The following is an 18,960-nucleotide window of genomic DNA, read 5'->3' as shown; positions in this document are numbered from 1 at the left end:
GCGCATAGTTGCGCTGCGGAAGAGGCGCAAACCGGGGGTGGGATGGGCGATGGCCGGGCACGGGACGGACGAGCATCCACACGGTGCTGACCGACTGTGCGATACCGGGGACCGCGTGTACTCCCGGGCCGTACGGCGGGGCCGTGTGCCGCGCACGGACGCCGAGCCGGTGCCGTGCCTGCTGGAGCTTGCCCTCCTCCACCCCGACCCCGACGACATGGACTGGCTGGTGCCGACCTCCCCGCAGGAGGTCATGACCCGGCTGCTGCGCGGGATGTACGACGAGGTCAGCGAGAGTCACCGGCGGGTGGGTTCGGCGGTGGCGGCCTTCGAGAAGTACGCGGGTCTCGGCCGCCGTATCGAGGCGTCCGCCATGGCGTCGGCGTCCCTGGAGGGCGGCGCCGCGATCCGCGTCCTGGACGGCCTCTCGCGCATCCAGGCGGCCATGGACGCCGCGACGGAGGCCTGCACGGGAGAGGTCCTCACCGTCCAGCCCGGCGGTATCCGCCGCGAGCCGGAACTCACGGAGGGCCTGCACCGGGCACTGGCCCTGCGCTCGCGCGGCGTACGGATGCGCGACCTGTACACGCACGTCGCCCGGCACGGCCAAGGCCTCCTGAACTACCTGGAGTTGATGGGCGACGCGGTGGAGGCGCGGACCCTCGACGAGGTCGTCGACCGGCTGATCCTCTTCGACCGCACGGTCGCCTTCATCCCCGCCAACGCCGACCACACGATGGCCCTGGAGCTGCGCCACCCGGCCCTCATCGACTACTTCGTCACGGTCTTCGACCGGCTGTGGCGGCTGGCGATCCCCGTCGGTGCCCCGTTGCCGGACACGGGCATCGAGGGCATCTCCCACCGCGAACAGTCCATCGCCGCCCTGCTCGCGGACGGCCACCAGGACGCGGTGATCGCGGAACGGCTCGGCATAAGCGTGCGTACGTGCCGGGCACACATCGCGCGGCTGTCGGAGACGCTCGGTGCGGCCAGCCGTACCCAACTGGGCGTGCGCATAGCGCAGGTGGGCCTGGACAGCCCCTCGTCACGCGTGCCGGACGTGCCCGCCCAGCTCACGCCTGCGGATCGAGAATCCCCGACTGCCCGATGAGATAGCCGAGTTGGGCCCGGCTCTCGCTGCCGAGGGTCGCGGCGAGTTTGGCGATGTGGACCCGGGCGGTACGGACGTTCATGCCGAGGCGGTCGGCGATCACCGCGTCCGTGTGGCCCTCAACTAGCAGGCTCGCGATGGCTCTTTGACGTGGCGGTATGCCGTTGAGGGACGGCTCGCGGACCGCTTCGGGGTACATCGGCGTGGCCAGGTGCCACAGCCGGTCGAAGACCGTGACGAACTGGGTGATCAGCGCCGGGTGACGGACTTCGAGGGCCATCGTGCGGTCGGCGTTGGCGGGGATGAAGGCGACCGTGCGGTCGATGACGATGAGGCGGTCGGTGACCTCGTCGAGGGTGCGGGCCTCGGCGTCGCCCCGCAACTGCTCGTAGCGGGTGAGGACGGCGGGCTGGTGGCGGAGCGCGTGCGGGTACAGGGTGCGGATCCGGCCGCCGCGGTCGAGGAGGGCCTGGTCGCGGCGCAGGGCGTCGGCGTTGAGGTCGAGGGACTCCGGGCTCCGCCTGCGCGGCTGGATCGCCAGTACTTCCAGGGAGGCCTCGGCCATGACCTCCGCGATGGCCAGGTTGATGCGGTCGAAGCCGCTGACGACAGTGATCGTCGCGGTGTCCGAGGTGCCCGTCCGGCGGCCGTCGATGCGCATGAGCGGTTCGAACGTCTCGGCCAGTCGCTCCTCGCGCCGCCGCTCGTCCGCGATCCGCGCTCCCGAGGCGCGCAGCAGCCGGTGCAGGGCCACGGCGGGGGCGACCGGCTCCAGGAGGCCCGGGTCCGCCACGGCCGGATACAGCAGGCCGTGATCGACCAGGCACGGCGCCGCCTTGGCGTCCGCACTGCTCACCCACCCGTCGGACAGGGCGCGTTCGTACAGGCTCAGGCCTGCCCCGCACAGGTCGTCCGCTCCGTGCGTGTGCGCCTCGGTCACAGCGGGTCGTCTCCTCCTGGCGTCGGGTGGTCCTCCTGGTTGAGGATGCCCGACTGGGCTATGAGGAAGCCGAGCTGCGCACGGCTGCCGCTGCCCAGGGCCGTGGCGAGTTTGGCGATGTGGGCGCGGCACGTCCGCACGTTCATGCCGAGCCGGCGGGCGATGGCCTCGTCGACGTGGCCCTCGATGAGGAGCTTGGCGATGGAGTGCTGGATCTCCGTGATGCCGTCGGAGGCGGTCTCGTAGCGGGCGCCCGCGTTCAGCGGCACCGCGCGGTCCCACATGAACTCGAAGACCTTGATCAGATAGCGGACGAGTCCCGGGTGGCGGAGTTCCAGGGCGACCTGCTGGTCGTCGCGGGCGGGGATGAAGGCGACCGTCTCGTCGCAGACGATGAGGCGCTCCACCAGTTCGTCGATGGTGCGGTACTCCGCCTTGCCGTTGGAGAGCTGGGCCACGTAGGCCAGCTTCTCCGGGCTGTAGCGGGCCGTGTGCTGGTACAGGGTCCGGATGCGCACCCCGCGGTCGGTCAGCAGCTTGTCGCGCTCCAGCCCCTGGACGAGGCTGCGCTCGGGACGGTTGCCGCTGGGCTGGACCGTGAGCACCTCGTTCTGGGCCTGGGCGGTGGCCAGGTTGAGCGCCGCGTTGATACGGGTGCCGCCCTCCAGCACCATGATCGAGTCGGTGGTGGTCGTCGTCTGGGCGCTGAGGGCCATGAACGGCTCGAAAACACCGGCGAGTTCGATCGACAACCGCCGGCGCTCGGTGATCTCGTGCTCTATCGGATTGAGCCGCTGGGCCAGGGCGACCGACGGGGGAACCGGGCGCAGCCAGTCCGCGTCGTCAGGATCCGGGTGGACGAGGGCGAACTCCATCAGACAAGGAGCCTGCTCCGCGTCCGCACGAGCGATACGTCCCGTACGCAGCGCGTCCGTATAAAGACGGCCGCCTTCTTCGCATAGCTCCGTCACCGGATGAGGATGTATCGCTTTAGTCCGGTTCGTCACCAAATCTCCACCCCCCAGGGTCCTGAACATGCAGGAACATGATGCATCGATTCTGTGGTCATGACGTGCCTGAATGAGCCATCGTCGTATCCGACGGGGGAATAAGGGGACCTTCAAGTGAGGACGAAGCCGACTATGCGTAACAGAATGCTTCGCTCGGCGCTTGTCGCCGCCTTCTCCGCCGTTGTGGCCCTCGGAGTGTTGAGTGGCCTCTCCGGAGCGAAGAAGGTCGACGTTCGGGCGGACACAGCTTGGCCGGCCGTGGCGGTGTCCACGACGCCTGCCGACACGGTTGACGGTGCCGGGAGCTGACGTGACAACGCCACCCGACGACCGTAGCTTCCGACGCGAAATGGCCACGGCCTACCGCTCCGGCTGGCACTTCATCGACCTGGCCACCGCTATCCCCCACAGCGGTGACTCGCTCATGGTGACGGTGTTCGGCGAGCCGGTCGTCGTGACGCGCGACGAGGACGAGGACGTACGGGCGTACAGGTGTCTGCGGCGGCCTCGGGGGGCGCCGCAGCCAGTGCGATGTGCCATCAGGTACGGAATGATCTTTGTGAATCTTGACCAGCGAGACCACCGGCTGGTGGAAACGGATGCCCCCGACGTCCAGACCATCTCAGCCACCCCCCGCAGTGCCTGACGCGATTCCCCCGTCGTAACAAGATCGCTCAGGTGCTTCCCCCCGCAGCGGCGTCACCGTGACCTGAACACGGTGACGCCGCTGCAGTTTGGGCGAAATCTCCAGGTATGGACCAGGTTCGGCTGGCCGGAAACCGGCGCACCGAACCCTCGCTCTCTTCTCCCCCCTCGCCCTCTTCACCCTTTCCCCATCGCCCGCGTCAGTTCGATCTCGATCACCACCCGGGACGGGTTCGGCGACGGCGTCCGCCCGTAGCGCTCGGCGTAGCGCCGCTCCGCCTCCGCGACGCGGTCGCGTTCGACGCGCACGAAGGCCCGGCCCTCCAGCGTCGCCCAGCGCCGCCCGTCCACCTGGCACACGGCGACCCGTGCCCCCGGGGGACCGGCCGCGAGCACGTTCGTCACCTTCGTGCTCGACTTGTTCGCGATGACCCGAGCCAGTCGCGCCTCCGGGTCGTATGTCACTCCGACGGGAACGACGTGCGGGCTGCCGTCCGGGCGGAGGGTCGTGAGGGTGCACAGATGTCGTTCCCGCCAGAAGCTGAGATACGACGCGTCGGGATCGCCCGGGTCGACCGGGTGTGAGGCCATGGCCCGGAACTTAGTCCCTCGAACGGTCCCTCCGCTGCCTTGAGTGGAATAGACTCAACTTTGTGTACGTTGGCTTTGTCAGCTGTATGCGAAGGTCATAGCAGTGCGAAGGTCGTAGGAGGAGGAGTACGCGAACGTGGACGCCGAGCTGACCAACAGGAGCAGGGACGCGATCAACGCGGCCAGCAACCGGGCCGTCACCGGGGGGCATGCCGATCTGACCCCGGCCCATCTGCTTCTCTCGCTGCTCGCGGGGGAGGACAACGAGAACATCACCGACCTGCTGGCCGCCGTCGACGCCGATCAGGCCGCCGTGCGGGCGGGTGCCGAGCGGGTGCTCGGCTCGCTGCCCAGCGTGACCGGGTCGACCGTCGCGCCGCCGCAGCCCAACCGCGAGCTGCTCGCGGTGATCGCGGACGCCGCCGAGCGGGCCAAGGAACTCGGCGACGACTACCTTTCGACCGAGCACCTGCTGATCGGTATCGCCGCCAAGGGGGGCGCGGCCGGGGACGTACTCTCCCAGCAGGGGGCCGGGGCGAAGAAGCTGCTGGACGCGTTTCAGAAGAGCAGGGGAGGGCGCCGGGTGACCACACCCGACCCCGAGGGGCAGTACAAGGCGCTGGAGAAGTTCGGTACGGACTTCACGGCCGCCGCACGCGAGGGCAAGCTCGACCCCGTCATCGGGCGGGACCAGGAGATCCGGCGGGTCGTCCAGGTGCTGTCCCGCCGCACCAAGAACAACCCCGTCCTCATCGGCGAGCCCGGCGTCGGCAAGACCGCCGTCGTCGAGGGGCTGGCGCAGCGGATCATCAAGGGGGACGTGCCGGAGTCCCTCAAGAACAAGCGGCTGGTCTCGCTGGACCTCGGCGCGATGGTCGCGGGCGCGAAGTACCGCGGTGAGTTCGAGGAGCGGCTCAAGACCGTCCTCGCCGAGATCAAGGACTCCGACGGCCAGATCATCACCTTCATCGACGAGCTGCACACGGTCGTCGGCGCGGGCGCGGGCGGCGACTCCGCGATGGACGCCGGCAACATGCTGAAGCCGATGCTGGCCCGCGGCGAACTGCGCATGGTCGGCGCGACGACCCTCGACGAGTACCGCGAGCGCATCGAGAAGGACCCGGCGCTGGAGCGCCGCTTCCAGCAGGTGCTGGTCGCGGAGCCGTCCGTCGAGGACACGATCGCGATCCTGCGTGGCTTGAAGGGCCGTTACGAGGCGCACCACAAGGTCGTGATCGCGGACAGCGCGCTGGTCGCGGCGGCGACTCTGTCGGACCGCTACATCACGTCCCGCTTCCTCCCCGACAAGGCGATCGACCTGGTCGACGAGGCGGCCTCCCGCCTCCGCATGGAGATCGACTCGTCCCCCGTCGAGATCGACGAACTCCAGCGCTCCGTCGACCGGTTGAAGATGGAGGAACTGGCCCTCGACAAGGAGACGGACGCCGCCTCCATCGAGCGCCTGGAGAAGCTGCGCCGCGACCTCGCCGACCGCGAGGAGGAGCTGCGCGGCCTCAACGCCCGCTGGGAGAAGGAGAAGCAGTCCCTGAACATGGTCGGCGAGCTGAAGGAGAAGCTCGACGAACTGCGCGGCCAGGCCGAACGCGCCCAGCGCGACGGCGACTTCGACACCGCGTCCAAGCTGCTCTACGGCGAGATCCCTTCCCTGGAACGGGACTTGGAGGAAGCCTCCGAGGCGGAGGAAGAAGCCTCCAAGGACACGATGGTGAAGGAGGAGGTCGGCCCCGACGACATCGCGGACGTCGTCGGCTCCTGGACCGGCATCCCCGCAGGCCGCCTCCTGGAGGGCGAGACGCAGAAACTCCTGCGCATGGAGGAGGAGTTGGGCCGCAGGCTCATCGGCCAGCAGGAGGCCGTACAGGCGGTCTCCGACGCGGTACGACGCACCCGCGCCGGCATCGCGGACCCGGACCGTCCCACCGGCTCCTTCCTCTTCCTGGGCCCGACGGGCGTAGGCAAAACGGAGTTGGCGAAGGCGTTGGCCGACTTCCTCTTCGACGACGAGCGGGCCATGGTCCGCATCGACATGTCGGAGTACGGCGAGAAGCACAGCGTGGCCCGGCTGGTCGGCGCCCCGCCCGGATACGTCGGCTACGAGGAGGGCGGCCAGCTCACGGAGGCGGTGCGCAGGCGCCCGTACTCGGTGATCCTCCTCGACGAGGTCGAGAAGGCGCACCCGGAGGTCTTCGACGTCCTGCTCCAGGTACTGGACGACGGCCGCCTGACCGACGGCCAGGGCCGCACGGTCGACTTCCGCAACACCATCCTGATCCTCACCTCCAACCTGGGCAGCAACTTCCTGATCGACCCGCTCACCGGCGAGGACGAGAAGAAGGCACAGGTCCTGCAGGTGGTCCGGGCCTCCTTCAAGCCGGAGTTCCTCAACCGCCTGGACGACCTGGTGGTCTTCTCCGCCCTGAATAGGGAGGAGCTGGGCCGCATCGCCGCCCTCCAGATCGGCCGCCTGGCCAAGCGCCTCGCGGAACGCCGCCTCACCCTGGAGATCAGCGACGAGGCCCTGACCTGGCTCGCGGACAACGGCAACGACCCGGCGTACGGCGCGCGACCGCTCCGCCGCCTCGTCCAGACGGCGATCGGCGACCGCCTCGCCAAGGAGATCCTGGCCGGTGAGGTCAAGGACGGGGACACGGTACGGGTGGACGCGTTCGGGGACGGGCTGATCGTGGGGCCGGCTACGGGCAAGACGCTGTAGGTGGCACCGTAGGACCCTGGGCCGACCGGATCGCCGACCGGATCAGGTCAGCCCAGGGCGGACAGTCCCGGCAGGGGTTGCCACCCCCCTCCCCGCATGGGGGAGGATGGCGGAATCCGTACGAAGGGAAATACACGGTGAGCATCGACCCGTCCTCGATTCCGAACTTCGGGGGCCAGCCCGAGCCGAACCCCCAAGGACCGGCGGGCCCCGTCGTCCCGGATCAGGACCTCGTGAAGCAGCTCCTCGACCAGATGGAGCTGAAGTATGTCGTCGACGACGAGGGTGACCTCGCGGCGCCGTGGGAGCAGTTCCGTACGTACTTCATGTTCCGCGGTGAGGACGACCAGCTCGTCTTCTCGGTACGGACGTTCTACGACCGTCCGCACGACATCGACGTCAAGCCGCAGCTGCTGGAGTCGATCGACGACTGGAACCGCCGCACCCTGTGGCCGAAGGTCTACACGCACACCCACGACGACGGCACCGTCCGTCTCATCGGTGAGGCGCAGATGCTGATCGGCACCGGCGTCGACCTGAACCACTTCGTGTCCTCGACGGTCAGCTGGGTGCGCGCCGCGATCGAGTTCGACCGCTGGCTCGTCGAGCAGCTCGGCCTCACCGAGGAAGTCGACGAGGCCGTCGAGAAGCCTGAGGACGACGAGGAGTAGTCCTCCTCGGTCCGTAGGACCACGTATGACCGGCGCCCGTCCACAGCCTGTGGACGGGCGCCGGTCGTCATGCCAGGTCAGCGATCCCCCGCTCAGGCCGGACTGTCCCACTGTTCGCGGCCTGCGACCTCGCGAGCCGTGTCGAGCAGGAGCCCGAGTGCGGTCGACGTGTTGCCCCGCTTCCACACCATCTGCAGGGTGAGCGGGGGGAGGTCGTCGGCGAGGGCGAGGGTCGTGGTTCCGACGGGTACCCGGCCGACCACGCTGGCCGCCACGAGGGCGAAGCTGCGCCGGTCGTGGAGGTCGAGGTGGCTGAGGCCGTGGATGGGGTTCTCCCGGTACTCGAAGGTCTCGCCCGTGCGGTCGAGGGCGGTCGCCATGAAGTCGTACCGGTCCGGTGCGAGGCGTCGGGGCGGGTGGCAGAACCGCTGTCCCGCGAACTCCCGCAGCCCGACCGGGCCTTGCCGGGCCAGTGGGTGACCCTCGTCGACCACCGCGACCACGCGCTCGTTCCGCAGTGTCTCGCGCCGGTACTCCGGACGCTGCGGCATGTCGCGTGACAGCACGACGTCATAGCCGTCGGTCAGCAGCGCCGCGTCGAGCTCGGGAGTCCAGCCGTCGCGGACGTCGACCGTCACTCCGGGATGGCTCTCGCTCATCCCGGAGACGAGCCGCGGCACGGTCTCGAAGACGGCGGAGAAGACGTAGCCCAGACGGACGGTGCCCAGCTCCCCGCGTCCGGTCAGGACCGTCCGCTCGACCAGGCGGTCCGACTCGGCGAGGATCGTACGAGCCGACTCCACGAAGACCCGGCCCGCCTCGGTGAGCCGGACGACCGGCCGCCGCTCGAACAGCGTCACGCCCAGCTCGCGCTCCAGGTCGCGGATCTGGCGGCTCAGTGGCGGCTGCGCCATCACGAGCCGTTCGGCCGCCCGCTGGAAACCGCCTTCCTCCGCCACGGCTATCACGTAGCGCATGAGCCGTAGGTCGATCGCCATACCCGGAGGGTATCGCCAGGCAACCCAACCGGTCTTGGACTTCCATCGCCGCCCGGAAGAAGACTGGAGTCCGTGACCGACCCCCGGCGCCAAGAGGGCCAGGGGCCAGGGGGCCAGGGGCCAGGGGCCAGGGGGCCAGGGGGAGGGAAGGGCTGATGGAGACCCGTCGGCTCGTGGTGGGAATCAGTGGTGCCACCGGCGTGGTGTACGGCATGCGGGTGCTGGAACTGGCCCGCAAGGCAGGCGTGGAGACGCATCTGGTCGTCACTCCGGCCGGCCAGCGGACGCGGGCCTTCGAGACGGACCTGTCCGTCCGGGACCTGGCGGCCATGGCCGACGTCTGCCACCGGCCCGCCGACATCGGCGCCTCGATCGCGTCCGGGTCCTTCCGCACCGCCGGCATGATCGTCGCGCCGTGCTCCATCAGGACACTGTCGGCGATCGCCTGCTCCCACGGCGACAACCTGCTCACCCGCGCCGCCGACGTCACGCTCAAGGAACGGCGCCGACTGGTCCTCCTGGTCCGCGAGACACCACTGACGCTGGGCCACCTGCGTGCCATGACCGCCGTCACCGAGTCCGGCGGGATCGTCATGCCGCCGGTGCCGGCCTTCTACCTGCGTCCGGACACCGTGGAGGACGTTGTCGACCACACGGTGGGGCGGGCACTGGACCTGTTCGGGATCGACGTCCCGGACATGCCCCGCTGGGGCGAGTGACACCAGACCTTGCGAGAGGATCGTCCGTTGCGACACCTGCGTAGCCTGCGTGCGTTCATACGGGAGTTGGAGAGCATCGGCGAGCTCCGGCAGATCGACGAGGAGGTCGACTGGAGCCTGGAGATCGGAGCGGTCGTCCGCCGCTCCTACGACCTGCGTGCTCCCGCCCCCCTGTTCACCAACATCACCGGGTATCAGGGCACCGGATTCAGGGTGTTGGGTGCCCCCGGCGGTCTCAGCGGCCCCGCGCACCCGCTCGCCCGGATCGCACTGGCACTCGGACAGCCGGCCGACACCCCCGGGCAGAGCCTCATGGAGGCCGTCGTCGCCGCCCGGGACAGGCCCGGAATCCCCCCGCAGGTCGTTCCCGCGGCGAGTGCCCCGTGCAAGGAGAACATCCTGCTGGGCGACGACATCGACCTGTTCGCGTTCCCGACCCCGCTGATCCACGGCAATGACGGCGGACGCTACATCCAGACCTACGGCATGAACATCGCCCGTACCCCGGACGGGTCGTGGACCAACTGGTCGATCAACCGGATGATGATCGCCGGTCGTGACACCCTCGCGTGCCTCATCCCCGACCCGCAGCATCTGGGCGTCATCCGCGCCCAATGGGCCGAGCAGCACGAGCCGATGCCCGTCGCGCTCGCGCTCGGCGTCGAACCGGGTCTGCCCTTCGCCGGGGCGTATCCGCTGCCGGAGGGGGCGGACGAGTCGCACTTCCTCGGGGCGTTGTTCGGCGAAGGCATCGAAGTGGTCCCCGCGGAGACCGTGGACCTGATGGTCCCGGCCACCGCCGAGATCGTCATCGAGGGTCACATCGCCTTCGACGAGACGGTCATGGAGGGGCCGTTCAACGAGTACCCCGGCTACAACGCCGTGGAGCAGTCGCCCAAGCCCGTGTTCCACGTCTCGGCGATCACCCACCGCGACGCCGCCATCCTGCCCGTCGTGGCCGCCGGCCCGCCGGTGGAGGAGGACCACACCCTGAGCGGCACCATGCACGCCGCCGAGATCCTCTACAAACTCCGCAAGGCGGGCCTGCCGGTCACCTCGACCTGGTTCTCCTACGAATCGGCGATGCACTGGCTGATCGTCGCCGTCCGCTCCGACTGGCACGAGACCATGCCCGTCGGCTCCGCCGAACTGGCGCGCAGGGTCGGGGAAGTGGCCTTCGAGGGCAAGGCCGGGTACGGCGCCCCCAAGATCCTGCTGGTCGAGGACGACATCGACATCACCGACATCAACGAAGTGGTCTGGGCCTTCGCCACCCGTACCCACCCGGAGCACGGCGAGGTCCACTTCCCCGCCGAACCCCACGTTCAGCTGTCGGTCTACCTCTCCGAAGCCGAAGCGCACTCCTACCGGGCCGGGAAAGTCCTCTACAACTGCCTGCTGGCCGACCTCTTCGACGAGAAGGACCGGCCCGTCAAGGGCAGCTTCGAGAACGGGTGGCCGAAGGAGATCCAGCAGCGCGTACTCGACAAGTGGCAGGCGTACGGCTACCGCTGAGCGGCGGCATGCGACGACCGGCCCCGCAGACGACGGCAGACGACGCTCAGTGTGCGAATGCCTTGCGGAGCCGCTCCGCCGCGTCCGCCAGTACCTCGGTCCGCTTGCAGAACGCGAACCGGACATAGGGCGCGCCGGCCTCCGTGTGGTCGTAGAAGACCGCGTTGGGGATCGCGACCACACCCGCGCGTTCCGGGAGGGATCGGCAGAACGCGGCGCCGTCGCTCTCGCCGAGCGGGCGGATGTCGGTCGTGACGAAGTACGTCCCGGCCGGCCGGAAGACCCGGAAGCCGGCATCGACGAGTCCCGCGCTCAGCAGGTCCCGCTTGGCCAGCATGTCCGCGCGGAAGGCGTCGAAGTACGAGTCGGGGAGGGCCAGCGCCTCCGCGACCGCGTACTGGAACGGCCCCGACGCCACATACGTCAGGAACTGCTTCGCCGACCGTACGGCCGTCACCAGCCCGGGCGTCCCCGTCACCCACCCGACCTTCCACCCCGTGAACGAGAACGTCTTGCCCGCCGACCCGATCGACACCGTGCGCTCCCGCATCCCCGGGAAGGTCGCGAGCGGGATGTGCTCGGCCTCGTCGAACACCAGGTGCTCGTACACCTCGTCCGTGATCACCAACAGATCGCGTTCTACGGCGAGTTCGGCGATGGCGGCGAGTTCCTCGCGGGTGAGGACGGTGCCGGTCGGGTTGTGCGGGGTGTTGATCAGGAGGAGGCGGGTGCGGTCGGTGACGGCGGCGCGCAGTTCGTCGAGGTCGAGGCGGAAGCGGCCGTCGGCCGGGCGGAGCGTGACCGGCACGCGTGTGCCGCCCGCCATGGCGATGCAGGCCGCGTAGGAGTCGTAGTACGGCTCGAACGCGACGACCTCGTCGCCGGGTTCCACCAGGGCCAGCAGCGCCGCGGCGATGGCCTCCGTCGCGCCCGCCGTGACCAGGACCTCGGCGTCGGGGTCGTAGGACAGGTCGTAGCGGCGCTGCTGGTGGGCGGCGATCGCGGTGCGGAGTTCGGGGACGCCGGGGCCCGGCGGGTACTGGTTGCCGCGCCCGTCGCGCAGCGCGCGCACCGCCGCCTCGCGGATCTCCTCGGGGCCGTCCGTGTCGGGGAAACCCTGGCCGAGGTTGATCGACCCGGTCTTCAGGGCCAGGGCGGACATCTCGGCGAAGATCGTCGTCCCGAACTCGGCGAGCCGGCGGTTGAGGAGGGGGCGTGCGGTGGAGGTCATGCCCGTCATCCTGCGCCCAAGCTCTGGAGTTCCTCAACTCTGCTTTGGCAGGTGAGACGACCGGGCATCCCTGCTTCACGCACCAACCGGGGCGCCCACGGGGGGCCGCTTCGGGGGAATCGGAAGGAGGGTGGGGCCATGTTCTTCGGCATCATCCTGGCGGTTGTCGCAGTGGCTTTCGTAGGAGCGGTCGTCCGCGCGGGGCGCAAGGACAAGCTCAGCAAGGGATCGGGGCGTCGGGCCGGGCTCTCCGGTGGAAGCGCGGCCGGTTCGAGCAGTTGGTGGGCCGGGGACGGGGGTTCGTCGTCCTCGGGCGGCGGCCACTCCGGGGGGCATCACGGGGGCGGGCACCACTCCTGTGGTGGCGGGCACTCGTCCTGCGGGGGCGGCTCGTCGTGCGGCGGGGGGTCGTCCTGCGGGGGTGGGGGCGGCTGCGGGAGCAGCTGACACGGGGCAGCTGAGCACCGCGAACGGGGATCGTACGGGGGTCACGGCGCCCGTCGGGAGGTCGCTCCCGGCGGGCGCTCCGGCGCGCGCCTGACACTCCTGGGCGTACGCCTTGGTTGAACAGTTGAGCTGTGGAGCCCTCTGAGGGATGGAAACCCCACGAAGTTGGGTAAAAACGCTGTGGTGGCGCCACTGTCCATGATTCCCTCTAAATCACCAACGCAGCCCCTCGGACGTCCTGCAGACACTCTCTCCTGACTGGGCTGACCGGGCCGATCTCCCGGTATCGGCCGGGGTGCGCCGGACCCACACCTCCCCTTTCTTTGCGTGCTAGCGGAGCCGATCCATGCTCACGACCCTGAATACCTCCTACACCGATACGCGCGCGGCCGACCTCGCCTGGACCCTGGGGCGCGAGCCGCTTCCGGCCCTGGCCACGCTCGACCTCGAACTCGCCGGTGCGAAGCTCCAGTTGAGACTGCTCGGCGCGTCCCACCAGGTACTCCTGGACGAGGAGACGGGCAGTTGTTCGGAGACGGTCGCGTGCATCCCGGGTTCCAGCACACCGCTTCCGCTCGGGGTCGCCAAGCGGGTCGGCGACTGGGAGTACGAGTTCGCGGCCCGGGTCGAGGTGCTGTCCCCGGGGCAGTTCGCGGGCCGCGCCCAGGAACTGCTGGCCCTGGTCGCCGACCATCCCAACGGCCTGGCCGGGGTCTTCCCGGGCAGCCCGCACGCCTTCACCGCGATGCTCGCCCAGCGGTACGAGGGCCAGGTGCACTGGCGCACCTGGCACGCCTATCCGCAGGACGGGCAGCTGGTGGCGACGCGGACGCGGGTGGGGGTACGGGTGCCGGTGGGGCACGCGGTGCCGTTGCCCGTATAAACCCGGACGGGTCCGGATGGGCCCGTCCGGCCGACACCGACCCCGGTCGCCGTAAACACATTCCACACGTGTGGGTGACGAAGCGTGCCCGTCATGTGACGTAACGTCGCAGCGTGATCGAACCGCACGCGCCGGCCCGGCCGGGCACCCAGCCACCGTGGGAAGGCCCCGCGCGGCTGCCCGTACGGCCGGGCACGGGCCGGTTCCTGGTGCTCGCGGGTGTCTTCGTCTGCGCCGCCTGCGGACTCGTGTACGAACTCGAACTGGTCGCCCTCGCCTCGTACTTGATCGGCGACTCGGTCACCCAGGCGTCCGTCGTCCTGTCCGTCATGGTGTTCGCGATGGGCATCGGCTCGCTCGCCGCGAAACGGCTGCGCTGGCACGCGGCGGCCGGTTTCGGCGCGGTCGAGGCGGCCCTCGCGCTGATCGGCGGCTGCAGCGCGATGGCCTTGTACGCGGTCTTCGCCTGGACCGGGAACTGGGGCGGCCTGTGGGCGCAGGGCCCGCGCTGCCTCCTGGTCGCCTTCTCGCTCGCCATCGGTCTGCTGATCGGCGCGGAGGTCCCGCTGCTGATGGAGCTGATCCAGCGGATCCGCCGCCAGGACGCGGGGGGCGCGGTCGCCGATCTGTTCGCGGCGGACTACGTCGGTGCGCTGGTCGGTGGCCTGGCGTTTCCCTTTCTGCTGCTGCCCTTCCTGGGGCAGTTGACCGGCACCCTGCTCACCGGCACGGTCAACGTGGTCGCCGGTGGGTGTCTGGTCCTGGGGCTGTTCCGCCGTGACCTGACCCGCCGGGGGCGCTGGCTGTTGGTGATCACCAACCTCACCGTGCTCGGCCTGCTCGCCTCCGCCGCCGTACTGGTCGACGACTTCGAACGGGCCGCGCGGCACGCCGTCTACGGCAAGGACGTCCGGGTCGCGCTCCAGACCGACGTCCAGGAGGTCGTCCTCACCGGCGGCGACCACGGCCGACCCCTCGACCTCTTCCTCGACGGGCGCCTCCGGGTCAGCGGGCGCGACGAGCACCGCTACCACGAGGCCCTCGTCCACCCCGCGATGGACGGGCCTCACGCGCGCGTGCTCGTCCTCGGCGGCGGGGACGGGCTCGCGGCACGGGAAGTACTGCGGCACCGGGGTGTGCGCCGCGTCGACATCGTCGAACTCGACGCGGGTGTCGTCCGGTTGGCCCGGCATGATCCTGCTCTGTCCGGTTTGAACGGCCATGTCTACGACGATCCGCGCGTCCACGTGACCACGGGCGACGCCTTCGACTTGCTGCGCGGGGTCCGCCCGGGGTCGTACGACGTGGTGATCGCGGATCTTCCGGATCCGGGCATCACCGCCAGCACGAAGCTGTACTCCGAGGAGTTCTACGGCCTTGCGCGGCGCGCTCTCGCTGATCGGGGGCGGCTGGTCGTGCACGCCGGGCCCGTTGCTTCCCGGCGCCATGTCTTCTGGACTGTGGTCGCCACGATCCGTGCGGTCGGGCTTCATCCCGTCCCGTACCGGGTGGGCGGCCGGGCCTCGGGTTTCGCGGCGGGGCCCGATCGGACGACCGGTACGTCTCGGGCTCCGCGGGACTGGGGGTTCGTGCTGGCGACTCGGGGGGTGGCGCCTGCGGAGCCGGGGCTGGAGAGCGAAGAACGGGCGGCTGAGCGGACGTTGGTGCCGGGGCTGGTGGCTTCTACGTTGGTGCATCCGCGCTACTGATGGTGGTGGGGTCGGGGTCGTGGCGGTACGGCGAGCCCGCCGCTGGTTGCGCCCCTCTGGTGTTGCCACAGTTGAACGGGTGGGGACCAGCTACGCGGCGGGCTGCGCCGTACCGCCACGACCCGCTCCCGTGGTGTGGCGGCTGCGGGTCAGTGGGGGGGGGCGTGCCTTTTCAGCGCAGGGCGGCAATATTCAGCCCGTCCGGCGATTGAGGACGAGGCCGTTCAGGCCGAAAGCGGGGGTGTGGGGGCGGCAGCCCCCGCCGACGCCCGCACCAACACGGCCGCACTTCTGGGCAACGGCAGGTGTACCCCCGGTCAACCTAGGTAGGCTCGGCAAGCATGGAGCATGAGGTGCACGTTCCGGTTACCCCCGAGCAACTGCGGGACGCACTCGCGGACCCTGCCCGGGTCGCCCGCGCCGTCCCCGGCTTTCAGCAGGACGCCGGTACCGAACCCGTCGCCGGACGCCTGAAGGTCCGCGTCGGCAGTCACTCCATCACCTACCGGGGGGCCGTTCGCGTCTCCGCGCAGGACGACGGGACGTATGCCGTAGAGGGTGACGCGACCGAGGCCCGGGGCACCGGTTCCGTGAAACTCGCGCTCACGGTGCGCGTCCGCGAATCCGACGGCGGCTCCACCCTCGTCTTCGACGGTACGGCGACGGCGGACGGCCGGATCACCGAGCTGGCGCCGGACGCGGTGAGGTCGGCGACGAGCAGGTTGCTGGACCGGTTCGCGGAGAACCTGGGGGTGGACGTGGAGGAACTGGACCAGGTCGAACTCCCGGACCCCACCGCCGTGTTGGAGACACCGGAGACACTGGAGACACCTGAGACCGAGGTCCCGCCGCCGTCCCTCGACCCGCTGGCCGACGACATCGACGACATTGACGACCCCGTGGCCGATATCGGTGGTCTGGACGAACCCGAACCCCACGTCTCCGAGACCTTCGCCGAGTCCCCCCAACCCCCCGCCGAAGCCGCCCACGCCCGCCGCACGATGATCGGCCGCAGCGCGGAGGAGGTCGACCACGCGCCGCCGCGCGGCCGGTACGCCCCCGTCCCCGCCCCGCAGACCGTCTCGGCGAACGCCACCCTCCGCTGGGCGGCTCCGGCCGCCGCACTGGTCCTGGCCTCGGCGATCGTGGTCAACAGGGTGCTGCGCAAACGCCGTTGACGGGTCGCCGTCCGCCTTCCCGATCAGCCCAGTAGGGTCATGCCGTGAGTAACGAAGAGATCACGCTGACCGCGGGCGACGCGGAAGTGACGGTGCAGCCGGGCAACGGCGGCCGTATCGGAGGGCTCCGCGTCGGCGGCACCGAACTCCTGCGCCAGGGCGAGCGGTTCGGGTGCTTCCCGATGGTCCCCTGGTGCGGGCGGATCCGCGACGGCCGCTTCCTGGACGGCGGGACCGTCCACCAGATGCCGCTCAACTCCCCACCGCACGCCATCCACGGCACCGTCCGAGAGGGCGCCTGGCGCACCGCCCGCAGGAGCGCCGACGAGGCGGTCATCACGTACGACCTGGTCGAGCCGTGGCCCTTCCCGGGCCGCGTCACCCAGGCCGTCGAGCTGACCGGGGACGCCCTGACGCTCACCATGGCCATCGAGGCGTACGGCGACTCGTTCCCGGCGCAGATCGGCTGGCACCCGTGGTTCCACCGCAACCTCGGCGGCGAGGACGTGACCGTCGACTTCAGCCCCGCCTGGCAGGAGGAGCGCGGCGACGACCACCTGCCCACGGGCAAGCGCATCGACCGTAAGCCGAGCCCCTGGGACGACTGCTTCGGTATGCCCGGTGGTGTGGACGTGACGCTGACCTGGCCGGGGCAGCTGGAGCTGAAGGTGACGAGCCCGGAGGAGTGGGTCGTCGTCTACGACGAGCAGGAGGCCGCGGTGTGCGTGGAACCGCAGACCGGCCCGCCGAACGGCCTGAACACCCTGCCCCGCCTGGTCACGCCGATCGAGCCGCTGGAAGCCACGATGACCTGGAGTTGGACGCGCCTCTAAGCTGGCAGGCATGACGGACGTACGCGGCGTGGTGCTGCAGCAGATCAAGGACAAGGCCGTGGTGCACGGCAAGGTGACCCTGTCGTCGGGGCTGGAGGCCGATTACTACATCGACCTCCGCCGCGTCACCCTCGACGGCGAGGCCGCCCCGCTCGTCGGGCAGGTGCTGCTCGACCTGACCGCCGACCTGGACTTCGACGCGGTCGGCGGGCTGACCATGGGCGCCGACCCGGTCGCCACGTCGATGCTGCACGCCGCCGCCGCGCGCGGACAGAAGCTGGACGCCTTCGTCGTGCGCAAGGCCGCGAAGGCGCACGGCATGCAGCGTCAGGTGGAGGGCCCCGAGATCAAGGGCCGCCGGGTGCTGGTGGTCGAGGACACTTCCACCACCGGTGACTCCCCGCTCACCGCCGTCGAGGCCGTGCGCGCGGCCGGTGCCGAGGTCGTCGGCGTCGCGACCATCGTGGACCGCGCGACCGGTGCCGCCGAGAAGATCGAGGCCGGTGCGGGAGTGCCGTATCTCTTCGCCTACTCCAAGGACGAGCTGGGCCTGGACTGACCGCACGCTCCTAGCATCCGGTCCCGTCTGGAAGGATGGGGCCGACGATGACGTCGCACCCAAGGTCTAGGTCAGGGCCGTAGCACGCAGATCGCGAAGATCGCCAACCCGCAGATACCAAGGAGCGGACCATGCCCATCGCAACCCCCGAGGTCTACAACGAGATGCTCGACCGGGCGAAGGCAGGCAAGTTCGCCTACCCGGCCATCAACGTGACCTCGACCCAGACCCTGCACGCTGCGCTGCGCGGCTTCGCGGAGGCCGAGAGCGACGGCATCGTCCAGATCTCCACGGGTGGCGCCGAGTTCCTGGGCGGCCAGTACGCCAAGGAGATGGTCACGGGTTCCGTGGCCCTGGCCGAGTTCGCGCACATCGTCGCCGAGAAGTACCCGGTCACGGTCGCGCTGCACACCGACCACTGCCCCAAGGACAAGCTCGACGGGTACGTACGCCCGCTGATCGCCGTCTCCGAGGCGCGTGTGAAGGCCGGCGGCAACCCGCTGTTCCAGTCGCACATGTGGGACGGTTCGGCGGAGACCCTCGCCGACAACCTCGCCATCGCGCAGGAGCTGCTGGCCCGCGCCGCCGCCGCGAAGATCATCCTTGAGGTGGAGATCACCCCGACCGGTGGCGAGGAGGACGGCGTCTCGCACGAGATCAACGACTCCCTCTACACCACGGTCGAGGACGCGATCCGTACGGTCGAGGCGCTCGGCCTGGGCGAGAAGGGCCGCTACCTGCTGGCCGCGTCGTTCGGCAACGTGCACGGCGTGTACAAGCCGGGCAACGTCGTGCTCCGCCCCGAGCTGCTCAAGGAGCTGAACGAGGGCGTGGCCGCCAAGTACGGTCAGCCGGCCGGCAGCAAGCCGTTCAACTTCGTCTTCCACGGCGGCTCCGGCTCCACGGCGGAGGAGATCGCCACCGCGCTGGAGAACGGCGTCGTGAAGATGAACCTCGACACCGACACCCAGTACGCGTTCACGCGCCCGGTCGCGGACCACATGCTGAAGAACTACGACGGTGTCCTGAAGGTCGACGGCGAGGTCGGTTCCAAGAAGACCTACGACCCGCGCACCTGGGGCAAGCTCGCCGAGGCGTCGATGGCCGCACGCGTCACCGAGGCGTGCTCGAACCTGCGCTCCACGGGCACGAAGATCAAGTAAGTCTTTCTGAGCCGCCTGTTTCG

General features: G+C 69.9%; 17 protein-coding genes. 12 read left to right on the top strand and 5 right to left on the bottom strand.

All coding sequences use genetic code 11. The annotated features are described in order from the left end of the window. Window positions 1-49 precede the first annotated feature (49 nt). On the top strand, window positions 50-1,111 hold the full coding sequence (locus AB0I69_RS06280; protein ID WP_363094401.1) for a helix-turn-helix transcriptional regulator: 1,062 nt from the start codon (window positions 50-52) through the stop codon (window positions 1,109-1,111). Here AB0I69_RS06280 and AB0I69_RS06275 read toward each other — a convergent pair. Beyond that, window positions 1,074-2,051 (bottom strand): helix-turn-helix transcriptional regulator, encoded by a 978-nt coding sequence (locus AB0I69_RS06275; protein WP_363094400.1) that lies wholly within the window; start codon window positions 2,049-2,051, stop codon window positions 1,074-1,076. The two genes, AB0I69_RS06280 and AB0I69_RS06275, sit on opposite strands and share 38 nt — an antisense overlap. Further along, window positions 2,048-3,088 (bottom strand): helix-turn-helix transcriptional regulator, encoded by a 1,041-nt coding sequence (locus tag AB0I69_RS06270; protein WP_363094399.1) that lies wholly within the window; start codon window positions 3,086-3,088, stop codon window positions 2,048-2,050. Before AB0I69_RS06270 ends, AB0I69_RS06275 begins: the two co-directional genes overlap by 4 nt. A 322-nt stretch (window positions 3,089-3,410) precedes the next feature. Here AB0I69_RS06270 and AB0I69_RS06265 point away from each other — a divergent pair, with 322 nt between their 5' ends. Further along, a complete protein-coding gene (locus AB0I69_RS06265) occupies window positions 3,411-3,707 on the top strand; it encodes a hypothetical protein (protein WP_019070395.1) in 297 nt (98 codons plus the stop codon). Between the two features lie 176 nt (window positions 3,708-3,883). Here AB0I69_RS06265 and AB0I69_RS06260 read toward each other — a convergent pair whose 3' ends face one another. Further along, window positions 3,884-4,297, bottom strand: a complete 414-nt coding sequence (locus AB0I69_RS06260) for a TIGR03618 family F420-dependent PPOX class oxidoreductase (protein WP_363094398.1) — start codon at window positions 4,295-4,297, stop codon at window positions 3,884-3,886. A 136-nt stretch (window positions 4,298-4,433) separates the two neighbouring features. Between AB0I69_RS06260 and clpB the strand changes: the two genes are divergently transcribed. Further along, complete coding sequence (gene clpB / locus AB0I69_RS06255) at window positions 4,434-7,031, top strand: ATP-dependent chaperone ClpB (RefSeq protein WP_363094397.1); 2,598 nt, start codon at window positions 4,434-4,436, stop codon at window positions 7,029-7,031. Window positions 7,032-7,168: 137 nt separating this feature from the next. Then, on the top strand, window positions 7,169-7,702 hold the full coding sequence (locus AB0I69_RS06250; protein ID WP_033284794.1) for a YbjN domain-containing protein: 534 nt from the start codon (window positions 7,169-7,171) through the stop codon (window positions 7,700-7,702). Window positions 7,703-7,794: 92 nt separating this feature from the next. Here the strand turns inward: AB0I69_RS06250 and AB0I69_RS06245 are convergent, their stop codons facing one another. Then, window positions 7,795-8,700, bottom strand: a complete 906-nt coding sequence (locus AB0I69_RS06245; protein WP_363094396.1) for a LysR substrate-binding domain-containing protein — start codon at window positions 8,698-8,700, stop codon at window positions 7,795-7,797. A gap of 155 nt (window positions 8,701-8,855) precedes the next feature. On the opposite strand from AB0I69_RS06245, the gene AB0I69_RS06240 reads away from it, so the two are divergent. Together AB0I69_RS06240 and AB0I69_RS06235 are read left to right on the top strand one after the other, a co-directional pair. Further along, on the top strand, window positions 8,856-9,419 hold the full coding sequence (locus AB0I69_RS06240; protein ID WP_363094395.1) for a UbiX family flavin prenyltransferase: 564 nt from the start codon (window positions 8,856-8,858) through the stop codon (window positions 9,417-9,419). A gap of 27 nt (window positions 9,420-9,446) precedes the next feature. Beyond that, a complete protein-coding gene (locus tag AB0I69_RS06235; RefSeq protein ID WP_363094394.1) occupies window positions 9,447-10,934 on the top strand; it encodes a UbiD family decarboxylase in 1,488 nt (495 codons plus the stop codon). Window positions 10,935-10,980: 46 nt separating this feature from the next. Here AB0I69_RS06235 and AB0I69_RS06230 read toward each other — a convergent pair whose 3' ends face one another. After that, complete coding sequence (locus tag AB0I69_RS06230) at window positions 10,981-12,174, bottom strand: pyridoxal phosphate-dependent aminotransferase (RefSeq protein ID WP_363094393.1); 1,194 nt, start codon at window positions 12,172-12,174, stop codon at window positions 10,981-10,983. Between the two features lie 784 nt (window positions 12,175-12,958). Here AB0I69_RS06230 and AB0I69_RS06225 point away from each other — a divergent pair. From AB0I69_RS06225 to fbaA, 6 genes are all read left to right on the top strand, one after another. After that, complete coding sequence (locus tag AB0I69_RS06225; RefSeq protein ID WP_363094392.1) at window positions 12,959-13,495, top strand: DUF2617 family protein; 537 nt, start codon at window positions 12,959-12,961, stop codon at window positions 13,493-13,495. A 113-nt stretch (window positions 13,496-13,608) separates the two neighbouring features. Then, window positions 13,609-15,204 carry a polyamine aminopropyltransferase gene (locus tag AB0I69_RS06220; protein WP_363094391.1) on the top strand — a complete coding sequence of 532 codons (1,596 nt, stop codon included), beginning with the start codon at window positions 13,609-13,611 and terminating at the stop codon, window positions 15,202-15,204. A gap of 341 nt (window positions 15,205-15,545) precedes the next feature. Next, a complete protein-coding gene (locus AB0I69_RS06215) occupies window positions 15,546-16,382 on the top strand; it encodes an SRPBCC domain-containing protein (RefSeq protein ID WP_363094390.1) in 837 nt (278 codons plus the stop codon). Window positions 16,383-16,426: 44 nt separating this feature from the next. Then, window positions 16,427-17,215 (top strand): aldose 1-epimerase, encoded by a 789-nt coding sequence (locus AB0I69_RS06210; protein WP_363094389.1) that lies wholly within the window; start codon window positions 16,427-16,429, stop codon window positions 17,213-17,215. Window positions 17,216-17,225: 10 nt separating this feature from the next. After that, window positions 17,226-17,774 carry an orotate phosphoribosyltransferase gene (gene pyrE / locus AB0I69_RS06205; RefSeq protein WP_363094388.1) on the top strand — a complete coding sequence of 183 codons (549 nt, stop codon included), beginning with the start codon at window positions 17,226-17,228 and terminating at the stop codon, window positions 17,772-17,774. 131 nt (window positions 17,775-17,905) lie between these two features. Continuing rightward, window positions 17,906-18,937, top strand: a complete 1,032-nt coding sequence (fbaA, locus tag AB0I69_RS06200; RefSeq protein WP_363094386.1) for a class II fructose-bisphosphate aldolase — start codon at window positions 17,906-17,908, stop codon at window positions 18,935-18,937. The last annotated feature ends 23 nt before the right edge of the window (window positions 18,938-18,960 follow it).

It is taken from the genome of Streptomyces sp. NPDC050508 (genome assembly GCF_040655155.1).
GTDB lineage: Bacteria > Actinomycetota > Actinomycetes > Streptomycetales > Streptomycetaceae > Streptomyces.
Note: the sequence above shows the minus strand (reverse complement) of the source record. Positions and strands in the feature narration are given on the sequence as shown.